Source organism: Burkholderia sp. AW33-5 (assembly GCF_053427615.1).
The window spans coordinates 1-14,363 of record NZ_JBSAXA010000026.1 but is presented as its reverse complement, the minus strand read 5'-3'; the positions used below and the strand labels follow the sequence as shown (position 1 = coordinate 14,363).

Here is a 14,363-nt window from a genome sequence, read left to right as displayed (position 1 = left end):
CGACACCGAAGCCATGTTCGACAAGATTCTGATCGCCAACCGCGGCGAAATCGCCTGCCGCGTCGCCGCGACGTGCAAACGTCTCGGGATCGCGAGCGTCGCCGTCTATTCCGACGCGGACGCGAACGCGAAGCACGTCGCCGCGTGCGACGAGGCCGTGCACATCGGCGGCTCGGCGGCCGCGGACAGCTACCTGCGCATCGAGCGCATCATCGAGGCCGCGCGCGCGACCGGCGCGCAGGCCATCCACCCGGGCTACGGTTTCCTGTCCGAGAACGAGGATTTCGCGCACGCGTGCGAAGCGGCCGGCATCGCGTTCATCGGGCCGCCGGTCGACGCGATCGCGGCGATGGGCTCGAAGGCCGCCGCGAAGGCACTGATGCACGCGGCCGCGGTGCCGCTCGTGCCCGGCTACCACGGCGACGACCAGGACGCGGCCAACCTGCATCGCGAAGCCGACGAGATCGGCTACCCGGTGCTGCTGAAGGCGAGCGCGGGCGGCGGCGGCAAGGGCATGCGCGTGGTCGAGCGCTCCGAGGACTTTCCGGCGGCGCTCGCGTCGTGCCAGCGCGAGGCCGCAAGCAGCTTCGGCAACGATCGCGTGCTGATCGAGAAATACCTGACGCGCCCGCGTCACGTCGAAGTGCAGGTGTTCGGCGACACGCACGGCAACACCGTCTACCTGTTCGACCGCGACTGCTCGGTGCAGCGCCGTCACCAGAAAGTGCTCGAGGAAGCGCCGGCGCCGGGGCTGCATGAAGACGTGCGCCAGGCGATGGGCGAGGCGGCGGTCGCGGCCGCGCGTGCGGTGAATTACGTCGGCGCGGGCACCGTCGAATTCATCATGACGGGCGACGCGTTCTACTTCATGGAAATGAACACGCGCCTGCAGGTCGAGCATCCGGTCACCGAGATGGTCACGGGGCTCGATCTCGTCGAATGGCAACTGCGCGTCGCAGCGGGCGAGCCGCTGCCGCTGCAGCAGGACGAGCTGCGCGTGCAGGGCCACGCGATCGAGGCGCGTCTCTACGCGGAGAATCCGGCGCGCGGCTTCCTGCCGTCCACCGGTACGCTGAAGCACTTGCGGCTGCCGGAAGGCGTCGAATTCGCGATCGGCGCGCCGGTGCGCGTCGACAGCGGCGTGCGCGAAGGCGATGCGATCACGCCGTTCTACGATCCGATGATCGCGAAGCTGATCGTGCACGGCGCGGACCGCGCGGAAGCGCTCGGGCGGATGCTGCGCGCGCTGCGGGCATGCGAGGTGGTCGGCCTGCACACGAACGCCGCGTTCCTGCAGCGGATCGTCACTTGCGCGCCGTTCGCGATCGCCGATCTCGACACGGGCCTGATCGAGCGCAACCATGCTGCGCTGTTCGCGCCGCAACAGCCGCCGCGCGCGACGCTCGCGCTGGCCTGCGCGGCGCTGCTCGCGCGCGAGCGCGATGCGGCCGCACGGGACGGCGCGTCGCCGTGGCGCGCGCTGCCGGACTGGCGGCTGAACGGCGGCTATCGCCGCACGCTCGAATGGCATGCGCCCGAACGCGAAGCGGACGTGACGGTCACCTACCTGGACGACGGCGGCAGCACGCGCATCGCCACCGGCGACGCGGCCGCGCAGCCGTTCGCATGGGCACGCGGCGCCACGCCGCTCGACTTCGACGTAACGCTCGACGGCGTGCGCAGCAGCGGCCGCGTGTATGCGGACGGCGACAGTTTCCACGTGTTCACGCAGGGTGTCGCCGAGACGTTCGAATGGCGCAACGTGCTCGCGCACGCGGGCGATGCCGAGCATGGCGGCGGCCGCCTGACCGCGCCGATGCCCGGCAAAGTGATCGCGGTGCTGGTCGAGCCGGGCCAGAAGGTCGAGGCCGGCACGCCGCTGATCGTGATGGAAGCGATGAAGATGGAGCACACGATCGGCGCGCCGGGCGCGGGCGTCGTCGCCGAAGTGCTGTACGGCGTCGGCGACCAGGTCGCGGATGGCGCGCAGTTGCTGATGATGGCGGAAGGCTGACGGGGCGTGCGTCACGCACGGGCCGGCGTGGCGCCTCGCGGCGCGACGCCGGCCTTGTCGCATCTGGCGCCGGCGGCGCGCATGGCATGCCTTGCGGTGCGCCCGGTCGCCAACCGGCGCCCTTGGCACCGCGTATGACCATGCATGACAGTCTGGCGGCCGGTGCTCCGCTAGACTGGCGGATTGCTCGCGCGGCCGCGTGCCGCGCGCTACACTGCGACCATTCAACCTCCCATCCCGCCGACGATGACGTCTCCTGTCCTGAACGGCCTGCGCATCGGTATCACGATCGGTCTGCGCGCCCCCGACGAAAGCCTGTGGATCAACGGTATCAAGCAGAACGCGCTGTTTCTCGCGAAGCTGCTGATGGCGTCGCCGCACGGCTACCGCGTGACGCTGGTCAACACGACCGACGTGCCGCTGACCGACGCGCTGCCGTGGGATCGCACCGTGTACGACACGCGCGCGTTCGCGGACATGAAGGATGCGCTCGACGTGGTGATCGAGCTCGGCGGGCAGATCGACGCCGCGCAGACGGCCTACCTGAAGGCGCGCGGCGCGAAGATCGTCAGCTACTGCTGCGGCGTCGAGTACATCAACGCGATGGAATCGATGCTGTTCGGCCGCCGGCTTTGGGATTCGCTGTTCATCAACCGCGGCTACGACGAGGTGTGGGCGATTCCGCAGATCGCGCCGTCGTCGCTGCCGTTCCTGCAGTCGCTGCGCCGCTGCCCGGGGCGCGTCGTGCCGTTCGTGTGGGATCCGATGTTCCTCGACGCGCGAGCGGCATCGCTGCCCGGGCACGGCGAGTACCGCCCGCGCAGCGAGCCGGGCAAGCGGCTCACGGTGATGGAGCCGAACCACAACGTCGTGAAGTTCTGCGTGTACCCGATGCTGATCATCGACGAAGCGTATCGCCGCGACCCCGATGCGATCTGCTTCGCGCACGTGACGAACGCCGACCGTCTCGCGCACGACAGCCCGGAGTTCGTGATGCTGATGAACTACCTGGACATCGTGCGCGCCGGCAAGGCGAGCTTCGTCGGTCGCTTCGACACGCCGCTGTTCCTGGCCGACCTGACCGACATCGTGGTGTCGCACCAATGGTCGAACCCGCTCAACTACTTCTATTTCGACGTGTGCTGGCAGGGCTATCCGCTCGTGCACAACGCGAGCCTCGCGCCCGATCTCGGTTACTACTACCCGGACAATGACGTGCAGAAGGGCGCGGAGGCGTTGCTGCACGCGCTGCACACGCACGACGACGACTGGGAAGGGTACACGCGGCGCCAGCGCGAGATCCTTGGCCGCTATACGTCGGCGAACCCCGCGCTCGTCGCCGAATACGATGCGCTGCTCGCGAACCTGATCGGCGCGACGGCGGCGTGAGTTGCGCGTGCCGCAAGCCGTCGTGCGGATTGTCTCCGGTTAATGTCTGAAGAAATGGTGCCATTAAAAAAGAAACCGTCGAACCGGGGAAGATTCGACGGTTTTGAAGGCACGAATTTGACGGCTCCGAGGGAAGTCCGTCAGAAATTATTTTAGAGGTTAACAAGTCGGAAAGATTGTTAAACATCTTTCAATCGACGACGATCATATAATTCGGGCGAATATTATCGCCTCTGACTTGTATGATTAATATTCGGTCATCGTCAATATCGTTTGAAACGACGGAATTCAATTCTGTCGAGACCGAATATGCCGTGTCGGGTCATCGGCGGCGCACGATGCGGGCGGCTGTGGCGAAATCCGGGTATCGAGCCCGGGCAGTTTTCGCTGGCGGTTATTTGTCATACAAAAATATCGAACGTCCGATTTTTGAAACGAGTCGTGCAGTAAATCGATTCGCCGAGCGATGTTCGGGCGGATCAAAATGAACGATATCGATTGGCGCTTTTCGGGTGATTTTGTGTAATCTGCCGCACTGTTGTCGACGTGCCCGCGTGGTGTATTTCCTGTATTTGAATATCGTTGACAATATCGGGTTTGACGGCGCGCTGAAATAAAAAGTACGCTCCCGGAAAAGATCAAAACAAGAGGATGGGCCGGGTAGGCGGTGGCGCGTGTCGTGGTCGGCTCGCGCCATATGTATCGAGAGCGCGGGCCGTCATCGGCGGTCCGACATTTGCCGGAGCGCCGGATGAATGCGGTCGAACCTCGCCTGGAGGCGAACAGCGTTGCGAATCGGGACGAGATCGATCTCGTGTTCGGCGCGCCTGACGATCACCCCGACCTTGCGTCGGTACGCAGTTTCGTCGAAAGCCGGCTCGGATTCGCGCGCGAGCCGGTCTGCCGCGCCGACCTGTCGGGCGGCGTGCTGTATCACGAATGTCTCGCGCGGCTGCGCTGGGGATCGCGCGATGCATTGCCGCCGCTTGCGTTCCTGCCGCGTCTCGAATCGCTCGGGCTGATGCGCTGGTTCGACCGCCTCGTGGTGAGTCGGACGATCGACGCGCTGCGCGCCGATCCGAACGCCGTATACGGCTGCAACGTCGCGGCGATGAGCGCGGTGGTGGACGACGCGTGGGTGGCCATTTTCAGGCGGCTCGAGCGCGAGCCGTCGGTCGCGGCGCGGCTGGTCGTCGAGATTACCGAGACGGGGCCGCTGAATCCCGTCGCGGGCCGGTCGTTCGTGAACCGGTTTCGCCAGGCCGGGTGCCGCGTCGCGATCGACGACTTCGGCGTCGGCTTCAGCGCGCTGAACAACCTGGTGGTCGGCAACCCCGATATCGTGAAGCTCGACAGGTCCGTCCTGTCGCTGATCAAGCGCAACGCGATCGGGCGCTACCAGTTTCGCCGGCTGATCGCGTTCGCGCATGAAAGCGCGCGGCACGTCGTCGTCGAAGGCGTGGAGAACGAGATCGACCGGCAGATCATCCTGGATTCCGGCGTCGCCTGGGCGCAGGGCATCCGCTTTACATGGCGGTCGCCGGCCGCCGCATGACGCCGCGGCGCGGGCGCGGCGCGCCGGCATCGGGCAACGAAGGATTGCAAAGGGGCGTGGGTATGGCGGCGACGAAGAAGGCCGGGCACGGAACGGGCACGCAGGCGGTCGATGCGCGCGAACTCGTCGCGATCGCCGAACTGGCCGACATGCTGTGGCAGCTCGGCGCCGAATCGACCGATGCGCCGCTCGACGTCGCACCGTATCTCGATGGCCTGAAGGCCGTTGCGTATCGTATTCGCCGGATGAAGCCGCTCGACGCCGACGGCCGCGAACTCGCGGCGCGGCACTACTATGCCGGCGTGTTTGCGGGCGCCTGCGGCGACGATTCGGTGATTGCGTGCGGCGTATCCGGCAGCCTCGCGCGGCACTCCGGCCAGGTCAGCCGTGCCGCGCTCCGCTGTTTCGCGGGGCTGGCGCGGATCGGACGCCGGCACGGTCGCCTGTTCGCCACGCGCGGCGGCGACCGGGTGCCGCCCTGGCGCCCGCTCGCGCACCGCGCCTGACGTTCGCCGATCGCGGGCGTGCGGCGCCCGGCAAGCACCCCGTCAGTCTTTTCCGAATCCGCCGAGCACGAGCGCCAGCGCGCGATCGACCGCATCGTCCCATTGGCCCGAATGCGCGGCGCGCACGATCCGGATGCCCGGATACAGCGCGGTACGCGACCCGGTTTCCCAGCGCGCATCGGCTTTCGGGCTCAGCAGCAGGACCGCCGGCACGCCCAACGCGCCGGCCAGATGGATGTGCGCGGTGCAGGTGGTGACCACGGCATCCATCGCGAGCATCAGCGCGGCCAGATCGCTGAAATCGCCGATCGCGCGATGCGGGAACGTGATCGGCAGATCCGCCGGCTCGAACTGCGCGGCGGTCAGCACGTTCTCGCTGGCGAGGGTCGCGCGCGCGGCTTCGTCGCGCCGGCCGGCACGCAGCAGCAGCGCCGAGCGCGCGAGTTCGACACGGCCACGCAGCGCGTCGGGTCTTGATCAGCGCGTCGGCCTGCTGCGTGCTGTGCCGGTCGATGACGAACGGGCCGTGGATCGAATCGACCACGACGAAGTTGCGGGCGGTGTGCTCATGAACGGCTGGTGGACGGATGTGCTCAGCCCAGCGCGCGCCCGGCGAACAGGCGCTGGATCTGCTCGGAATACGCGCGAACGTTGTGGTCGGCGAGCGTGTCGACCTGCTGCAGACAGCGGCGGGCCGCCGCGGCGTAATCGTCAAGCCGCGCGTCGTGCGTTTGCGCGGCGGTTGCGATCGCGCGCGCCGCGTCGAAGATCTCGAAGTCCGGGTAGTAATAGCCGACGTCGCGCAGGAACGGCGAGTTGTGCACGAGCGGGTAGTTGCCGTACAGCGCGTCGTACAGCAGGTAGTTCAGGCCGTTTTCCCAGTGGTGCGACACGACGATGTCGGTGTGATGCGCGGCCCACGCGACGAACGGCGCGCGCACGTCGGCCGTCGCCTTGCCGTCGCGCACCATCTCGAGCCCGAGCGCGAGATGCTTGAAGGCGACGTTTTCCTTCTTGTCGAACGTGTTGGTCATGTACACGTGCTCGACGACCTCCGGGTGCGCGACGTAGCACGCATTCGCGGCCAGCATCGGCACGATCGAACTCTTCACGACGTTCAGGTTCGGTTCGAAGAACGCGATGCGCTTGGCCGGGCCGTGATTGCGATAGCCGAAGCGCGCCTTCAGTTCGGGATCGGCGTCGAGGCTGCGTTCGATGAAGTACGGCGACCAGATGTGCGGCAGCTCGATTACCGGCGCGCGATACACGGCCTGGAAGTAGGCCGCGCACGTGTGCATGTGCTGCGGATTGGTCCAGATCTCGTCGAATTGCACGCGGTTCGGGTTCGGCCGCCAGTTGTTCTTCTCGAAGTTGATCGTCTCGACCGCGATCACGTAGTCGTTGCCGAAGCGGTACGACACGCACTTGCCGCCGCGCTGGCGCACCGCGTCCGTGTGCGACGGATCGATGAACGCGTTCATCTCGATCAGCAGGTCGGTCTGGTGGACGATCGACGACAGCGGCCGCAGCGCGTCGCCGAACGCGTCCATCATCAGCGCCTGCGGGTAGTCGGTGATGCCATCGTCGTGCGCGAGCCACACTTCGCCGATCAGCGGCGAGCGTTTCAGCAGCATGTACAGGTACACGCAATGCTGGTTCGCGCCGTTGTACCAGATCGACTGCGTCGCGTCGCGCTGAACGTTCATCGTAATCGCGACATTGATTTTCATCGGCGGCTCCGGGTGGACGGTGCGCGGTTCAAGGCGTGTCGTTCTGCGACTGGCGCGGCACGTAGCCCGTCAGGTGCCAGCGGCTGTCGTCGAGGCGAAAGCTCAGCTTTTCGTACACGGTCGTCCCGGTCGTGAGCGTCGTTGCATAGTCGATGTTCGCATAGAGCCCGTCGGGCATCGACGATGAATTCGTGTAGCGAATGCGCGTGATCTGCGCCCAGCCGCGATGGCTGACCATGCCGACCGACTGGCGCGCGCGCTGCATGTCCAGAGCGAACTGGTCCTGCTTGATGCGCGCCTTCACGAACGCGGCGGAGTCGTTCCACACCATGCCGTACTGGCCGGCGTCGAGCTGTTTGAAGACCGCATCGGCATCGCGCAGCAGCGCGTCGGCCGATTCGCCGCCGGCTTGCGCGTGCGCACCGATCGCGATCGACGCGATGGCGCAGCCGATCAGCCATTTCGTGCGGGCGAGGGGCGGGTGTGCGTTCATGTTGAGGCCCGGAGCAGGCGGCGCGTCATGCGTCGCGATAGAGCGACGCAATCGCGTCGGAATATGCGGCGACGTTGTCGGGGTTGTAGATGCTGACCGAGTCGAGCACGTGCTTCGATTGCTCGCGGTACGCGTCGAGGTTCGCATCGTGCTCGGCGAACGCCTGCAGCAGCGCACGGCCGCCGGCCTGGCAATCGAAGTCTGGATAGAAATACCCGGCCTTGCCGAGGAACGGCGAGTTGTGGATCAACGGATAGTCGCCATACAACAGTTCGTAGTACAGGTAGTTCTGCGCGTTTTCCCACGTGTGCGACACCACCGCGTCGCCGTACGCGGCCATGAACTCGTACACCGCATAGCGGCTTTCGAACGTCGTGATGCCGTGGTTGACGATGTCGAGGCTCTTCGCGAAGTGAACGAAGGTCGCATGTTCCTTCAGGTGCAGCGTATTGCACACGCGCACGAACTCGAGGAACTTCGGATTCGCGCGGTACGCCTCTTCCGTGACCAGCATCGGGATGATGCTCGTCTTCACCATGCAGATGTTCGGCTCGAACATCGTCACGCGCCAGCGCGGCTTGCCGGGCTGATAGCCGAACGACAAACCGGCGCCGAGCGTTGCACGCGCCTTGTCGAACAGCATCGGATGCCAGATGTGCGGGACGATCGTCACCGGCGCGCGCAGGCCCGTCTGGTAATAGTGCAGGCACGAGCGCTCGAATTCGGGAATCGTCCACACCGCGTCGTACGGCGCGCCCGAGAACAGGAAGCCCGACGGCTTGTCGAACATCGCGCGCTCGATGTCGATCACGTAGTCGTTGCCGACCCGCATCGTGACGACCTTGCCGCCGCGGTCGCGGAACGCGCGCAGGTAGTCGGCGCCGAACTGCGCGCTCATTTCGATCAGCACGTCGCAGCGCTCGAGCGCTTCGTCCATTGACAGCAGCGGCACGTCCCACTCGCCGAGCATCATCTGCGGATCGGCGACCTGTTCGCCGCCGTTCACCATCACGGCTTCCGCGACGAGCGGCGACTGGCGCAGCAGCAGGATCAGCAGCAGGCAGTTCTGGAAGATGCCGTTTTCCCACAGCGACTGGCCGGCGCCGCGTACGAACAGCGACACGCCGACGACGAGACGCTTGCCCTCGCCGGGCGCTTGACGGGCTTTGGAGTCCGACATGCGTATGCTCCGGTTCAGGCGACCAGACGCGCGACGAACGCGTCCAGGTTCGCGGGGTTGTCGATCGAGACCGACTGCAGCAGCCGGCCGGCTTTCGCGCGATAGTCGTCGAGCCGCTCGTCGTGATGCAGCCATGCATCGCGCAGCGCCTGGCCACCGCCGGCGGAATCGAAATCCGGATAGTAGTAGCCGGCGTCGCCGAGCAGCGTCGAGTTGTGGATCAGCGGATAGCCGCCGTACAGCACGTCGTAGTACAGATAGTTCTGCGCGTTTTCCCAGTGGTGGGACACGACGGCGTCCGCGTGGCGCGCCATGAAGCCAGGCAGGTCGATGCGCGGCTCGAACGTCGCCTTTTGCTGGCGCACGAGGTCGAGGCTGTTCGCGAAGTGCACGAACGTCGGATGCGCCTTCATCTGCATCGAGTTGACGACGAACAGATGCCGCACCGCGTCCGGATGTGCGCGGTAGAACTCGTCGCACGCGAGCATCGGGTAGTGGCAGGACTTCACGACCGAGATGTTCGGCTCGAGCGTGGCGAGATTCCAGGGACGGCGGCCGGGCCGATACCCGAACGTCAGGCCTTCGCTCGCCAGCGCGGCGATGCGGCGATCGAGGAAGTACGGCGACCACAGATGCGGAATCGTGAAGACCGGCGCGCGCGTGAGCGTGCGCAACAGCGGCACGTCGATCTTCTGCGACTTCTCGAGCACCCACACTTCGTCGAACTGCGTGCCGTTGAAGACGTGTCCCGACGGTTTGCCGAAGATCGGGGTTTCGGCGAGACCGCTGTAGGTATGGCCGACATAGCACGCGACGAGCTTCGTGCCGAGCGCCTTCACGTGCCGCATCCATTCGGTCGGCAACTGCGCGCCCATTTCGATCACGACGTCGAGTTCGTGCGTGACGTCGGTGGGCTTCACGAGCGGCACGTCGAGGCCGTCGAGTTCGAGGCCGGTCGGCAGTGCGTTGGCGTCGCCGCCGTTCAGGAAATAGACGGGGCCGACGCGATCGGAGCGCTTGAGCATCATCGCGAGGTACGCGATGTTCTGGTGAATCCCGTTTTCCCAGATCGCCTGGCCGTCCCGCGCAAACAGCGAGATGCCGACGGCCGGCCGTTGCTTGCGGGTGCCGCCCGAGGCGGCTTGATTGATGTCCGTCACCGGTTGGTTTCCTCTGCGGCGTCGTGCGTTCGGCCGTGGCCGCGAAACGGCGCGCCGTGGATTGTCGTGGTCGCGTTCGCGCCGGCACGCACTGGAATGTGCGTCGAGCGGCGCGGATCGCGAGGCGGCCGCAGGATTCCGGGGTGTCGTCGGGCGGGTCTGGCACGGCGCGCGACGCGGTCGGAACGCTCCGGCAGCTGTCTGCGGCGATTGTGGCACGGAAGGCGCCGTTTTGTGGAGGGGGCTGACGAACTTTGACATAGCCGCCGGCACGGGAGCCGGGGCCCCGGCGAAGCGGGGTCGACGGGGGCAGCAGGGTGCCGGCGGGGCAACCGCGCCCTGCCGGTGAGGGCCGTCGTGCGCAGGCGCGAGGGCGCCCGGGCCGCGACGGCCGGCTGCTCAGCGCTGCAGCGAGATCTCGACGCGGCGGTTGCTCGCGCGGCCTTCGGCCGTCGCGTTGGACGCGACCGGATCGGCGCTGCCGCGGCCCGTGACCGACACGGACTGCGCTTTCAGCCCGTGCGCCTTCAGGTAGCTTGCGACGGTTTCCGCGCGGCGCTTCGACAGCGCGAGATTGGCGGCGTTGCTGCCGACCGAATCCGTATGGCCGGTGACCGTCACCTGCGTGTACGTGCGGTCTTCGCGTTCGCTCAGCAGCTTGTCGAGCGATGCGCGCGCGGCCGGCGTGAGCGTGGCCAGGCCCGTCGCGAACAGCGCGTCGCCCGCGAGGTTCACATGTTCGACCGCCGCGGGCGCGGGGGCCGGCGCCGGCTCGGCGGCCGACGCTGCCGCGGCCGGCGCGGCACCGCACTGGAATACGAGCGTCGCGGGATCCGAGCCGTCGCGCACCGCACGGGCCGAGTCGACCGTGCGCACCGGCTGGTCGCCGCAGATCTTGCGGGCGGCCTTCATGCAGGTCTGCGGGCCCGACAGCAGGCCGTGGCAATCCACCTGGAAGGTGCGCACGCCGTCGCGCGGCTGCAGTTCGGATGCGCTGAAGGTCGGGCCGGATGCGGTCGAGCACGCGGCGAGGGCCGTTGCGGAAAGTGCGAGCGCAAGAGCGAGTTTGTTCACGATTACGTCCTCAATGCTTGGGTTGACTGAAGCCCGCCACGCATTGCGCGGCGGGCTCGTCCTGCCGTCGGGGCCGCCCGCCGCCGTCCGGCTCGTGAGCCGGCGGCGTGGCGGCGCGACGCGTTACTTCCACTGGTACAGCATGCCGGCGCCGATCACTTTCTGACCGCCGCTGAAGCCGCCGTTGATCGACGCCTTCAGGTTCTCCGTGATGCGCGCCTGCATGTTGACCGCCATCGCCTTCTGACCCAGGAACGACGCGGTGCCGACACCCATCCCGAAATTGGCGTCGCGATCGAGCTGCGGGATCGACGCCATCGCGCCGACGGCCGCGATACCCTGCTTCGCCATCTGGTCGGTCTGCTGCAGTTGCGAACCCAGCGAGTTGATCTGCGCCTGCTGGCCCGACAGTGCCGTCGACAGCGTCGTCTGCACCTGCGTCAGCTGGTTCACGTTCACCGCGTCCGTGCCTTGCGTGCCCGGCGCGACGTTCGTGATCTGGCGCTGCTGCGTGTCGCTGCCGACCGACACCACGTTCGAACGGCCGCCGTCGGTCGAATTCGCGCCGATCGCCACCGAGTTCGAGCCGGCGGTGACCGTCGGCCGGTCGGAGCCGGTGCCGGTCATGTCGGCCGCGACGGCGGTGTTGTTCAACGTGCGCGTCGTGTTGTTGTTGATCGTGTTCGACAACTGGTTCACCTGATCGCCGAGGTTCGTCACGCCGGTCGACAGCGAGGCCACCGTGCTGTTCGTCGTGCTCAAACCGGTCGACAGCGAGCCGATGCCGGTCGAGGTCGACGTGGACAGCGACGTCAGGTTGCTGTTCGTCGAGCTGAGGCCCGTCGACAGCGAGCTGATCGCCGTCGAGGTCGACGTGGACAGCGACGTGAGATTGCTGTTCGTCGAGCTGAGGCCCGTCGACAGCGAACCGATGCCGGTCGACAGCGACGAGATGTTCGACGCGGTCGACGTCGACAGGCTGTTGACCGCCTGGTTCGTCGCGTTGAGCTGGCTGCCGTTGATCGCGTCTGTGCTGGTGGCCGAGACCTGGCCTGCCGCGACGTTCGTGATCTGGCGTTCCGCACCGGGGGCGCCGACGCTGAAGACGCCCACCGGCGAGGTGCCGTAGACCGGGTACGTAATGCCGCCGACCGTGACGCTCGATACGCCGACGGCGTTGCCCGTGGTCGAGTTCGCGCCCATGGCGATCGAGTTGGCGACATTGGCCTGCGCGTTCGTGCCGAAGGCGAGTGCATCCGCGGCGGTGGCCGACGCACCCGAGCCGTAGGCTTGGGCGCCGGTCGCACTCGCGACCGCCTTGTTGCCGAGCGCGATCGTGTTGTCTGCGGTGGCCTGGTTCGAGCTGCCGAGGGCGAGCGCGCTGTTGCCGGTTGCCGTGTTCGCGTTGCCGAGCGCCACTGCGCCGGTGCCGGTCGCCGTGTCGTTCGCGCCCATCGCCACCGCGCCGGTGCCCGTTGCGATGCTCGGGTCGCCGATCGCGACCGCGCCGTCGCCGCTCGCGGTGTTGCCGGAGCCGATCGACACCGCCTTGCCGCCGGTGGCCGATGCGTTCTGGCCGATGGCGACCGCGCCGGTCGACTGTGCGTTCGAGCCGTCGCCGACCGCGACGCTGCTGGCGCCCGCCGCGCTGGCGTTCACGCCGGCGGCGAGCGAGTTGACGCCCGTCGCGCCGTTGTTGGCGTAGTTGCCTTGCTGCGTGCCGTTGTCGTTGACGCTGTAGTAGTGCGTCTTCGCGGCTTCGATCGCGGTCGACGTCGAGGTGGACAGCGACGTGATCGAGCTGGTTGCCGAGCTGAGGCCGGTCGAAGTCGAGGTCGACAGCGACAGCACCGTGCTGTTGGTGGAGCTCAGGCTGGTCGACAGCGAGCTGAGGCCGGTCGAGGTCGAAGTCGACAGTGACGTGACCGTGCTGTCGGTCGAGCTCAGGCCGGTGGACAGCGAGCTGATGCCGGTCGAAGTCGACGTGGACAGCGACGTGATCGTGCTGTTGGTCGAGCTCAGGCCGGTGGACAGCGAGCTGATGCCGGTCGAGGCCGAGGTGGACAACGACGTGATCGTGCTGTTGGTCGAGCTGAGGCCGGTGGACAGCGAGTTGATGCCGGTCGAGGTCGACGTCGAGAGCGAGCTGATCGAGCTGGTTGCCGAGGACAGGCCGGTCGACGTGGAGGTCGACAGCGAAGCCACCGAGCTGTTGGTCGAGCTGAGGCCCGTGGACAACGAGTTGATACCGGTCGAGGTCGACGTCGAGAGCGAGCTGATCGAGCTGGTTGCCGACGAGAGGCCCGTCGACGTGGAGGTCGAGAGCGACGCCACCGAGCTGTTGGTCGAGCTCAGGCCCGTGGACAACGAGTTGATGCCGGTCGAGGTCGAGGTCGAGAGCGACGAAATCGAGCTATTCGCCGACGAGAGGCCGGTCGACGTGGAGGTCGACAGCGAAGTGACCGAGCTGTTGGTCGAGCTCAAACCGGTTGACAGCGAGTTGATGCCCGTCGAGGTCGACGTCGAGAGCGAGCTGATCGAGCTGGTCGCCGACGACAGACCCGTCGACGTGGAGGTCGAGAGCGAAGCCACCGTGCTATCGGTCGAGCTGAGGCCCGTGGACAGCGAGTTGATGCCGGTCGAGGTCGACGTCGAGAGCGAGCTGATCGAGCTATTGGCCGACGAGAGGCCGGTCGAAGTCGAGGTGGACAGGGAGCTGATCGAGCTGGTTGCCGACGACAGACCGGTCGACGTCGAAGTCGAGAGCGAAGCGACCGAGCTATCGGTCGAGCTGAGGCCGGTCGACAGCGAGTTGATGCCAGTCGAAGTCGAAGTGGACAGCGAGCTGATCGAGCTATTGGCCGACGAGAGGCCGGTCGAAGTCGAGGTGGACAGAGAGCTGATCGAGCTGGTTGCCGACGACAGACCGGTCGACGTGGAGGTCGACAGCGAAGCGACCGAGCTATCGGTCGAGCTGAGGCCGGTCGACAGCGAGTTGATCCCGGTCGAGGTCGAGGTGGACAACGAGCTGATCGAGCTGGTTGCCGACGAGAGACCGGTCGACGTGGAAGTCGACAGCGAAGCCACCGTGCTATCGGTCGAGCTGAGGCCCGTGGACAGCGAATTGATACCCGTCGAGGTCGAGGTCGAGAGCGACGAAATCGAGCTGGTTGCCGACGAGAGACCGGTCGACGTGGAGGTCGAAAGCGAAGCCACAGAGCTGTTGGTCGAGCTGAGGCCCGTGGACAGCGAGTTGATGCCC

At 66.7% G+C, this 14,363-nt stretch carries 11 protein-coding genes; 4 read left to right on the top strand and 7 right to left on the bottom strand.

Annotated features, from left to right (window positions below):
- Window positions 1–13: 13 nt before the first annotated feature.
- The 4 genes from ACV22V_RS27915 (at window position 14) to ACV22V_RS27900 (ending at window position 5,464) form a co-directional block, all read left to right on the top strand.
- A complete protein-coding gene (locus tag ACV22V_RS27915) occupies window positions 14–2,014 on the top strand; it encodes an acetyl-CoA carboxylase biotin carboxylase subunit (RefSeq protein WP_059691605.1) in 2,001 nt (666 codons plus the stop codon).
- A gap of 246 nt (window positions 2,015–2,260) precedes the next feature.
- Window positions 2,261–3,403: a DUF2827 domain-containing protein gene (locus ACV22V_RS27910; RefSeq protein ID WP_059697627.1), complete on the top strand. Its 1,143-nt coding sequence runs from the start codon at window positions 2,261–2,263 to the stop codon at window positions 3,401–3,403.
- A 751-nt stretch (window positions 3,404–4,154) separates the two neighbouring features.
- Entirely contained in the window at window positions 4,155–4,958 is an 804-nt protein-coding gene (locus tag ACV22V_RS27905) for an EAL domain-containing protein (protein ID WP_223960840.1), read from the top strand.
- A 62-nt stretch (window positions 4,959–5,020) separates the two neighbouring features.
- Complete coding sequence (locus tag ACV22V_RS27900) at window positions 5,021–5,464, top strand: hypothetical protein (RefSeq protein WP_448016107.1); 444 nt, start codon at window positions 5,021–5,023, stop codon at window positions 5,462–5,464.
- 42 nt (window positions 5,465–5,506) lie between these two features.
- Here ACV22V_RS27900 and ACV22V_RS27895 read toward each other — a convergent pair whose 3' ends face one another.
- The 7 genes from ACV22V_RS27895 to ACV22V_RS27865 form a co-directional block, all read right to left on the bottom strand.
- The gene (locus tag ACV22V_RS27895) at window positions 5,507–5,833 is read right to left on the bottom strand and encodes a hypothetical protein (protein WP_448016106.1); all 327 of its coding nucleotides are present in this window, start codon (window positions 5,831–5,833) and stop codon (window positions 5,507–5,509) included.
- 224 nt (window positions 5,834–6,057) lie between these two features.
- Complete coding sequence (locus ACV22V_RS27890; protein ID WP_448016105.1) at window positions 6,058–7,194, bottom strand: DUF2827 family protein; 1,137 nt, start codon at window positions 7,192–7,194, stop codon at window positions 6,058–6,060.
- A 28-nt stretch (window positions 7,195–7,222) separates the two neighbouring features.
- Entirely contained in the window at window positions 7,223–7,687 is a 465-nt protein-coding gene (locus ACV22V_RS27885) for a DUF4019 domain-containing protein (protein WP_448016104.1), read from the bottom strand.
- A 25-nt stretch (window positions 7,688–7,712) separates the two neighbouring features.
- Window positions 7,713–8,867 carry a DUF2827 domain-containing protein gene (locus ACV22V_RS27880; protein WP_448016103.1) on the bottom strand — a complete coding sequence of 385 codons (1,155 nt, stop codon included), beginning with the start codon at window positions 8,865–8,867 and terminating at the stop codon, window positions 7,713–7,715.
- Window positions 8,868–8,881: 14 nt separating this feature from the next.
- Window positions 8,882–10,027: a DUF2827 domain-containing protein gene (locus ACV22V_RS27875; protein WP_448016102.1), complete on the bottom strand. Its 1,146-nt coding sequence runs from the start codon at window positions 10,025–10,027 to the stop codon at window positions 8,882–8,884.
- A gap of 399 nt (window positions 10,028–10,426) precedes the next feature.
- Window positions 10,427–11,101, bottom strand: coding sequence for an OmpA family protein (locus tag ACV22V_RS27870; protein WP_448016101.1), 675 nt, complete (start codon window positions 11,099–11,101; stop codon window positions 10,427–10,429).
- 123 nt (window positions 11,102–11,224) lie between these two features.
- The coding region (locus ACV22V_RS27865; RefSeq protein ID WP_448016100.1) for a YadA family autotransporter adhesin at window positions 11,225–14,363 on the bottom strand (3,139 nt) is incomplete at its 5' end.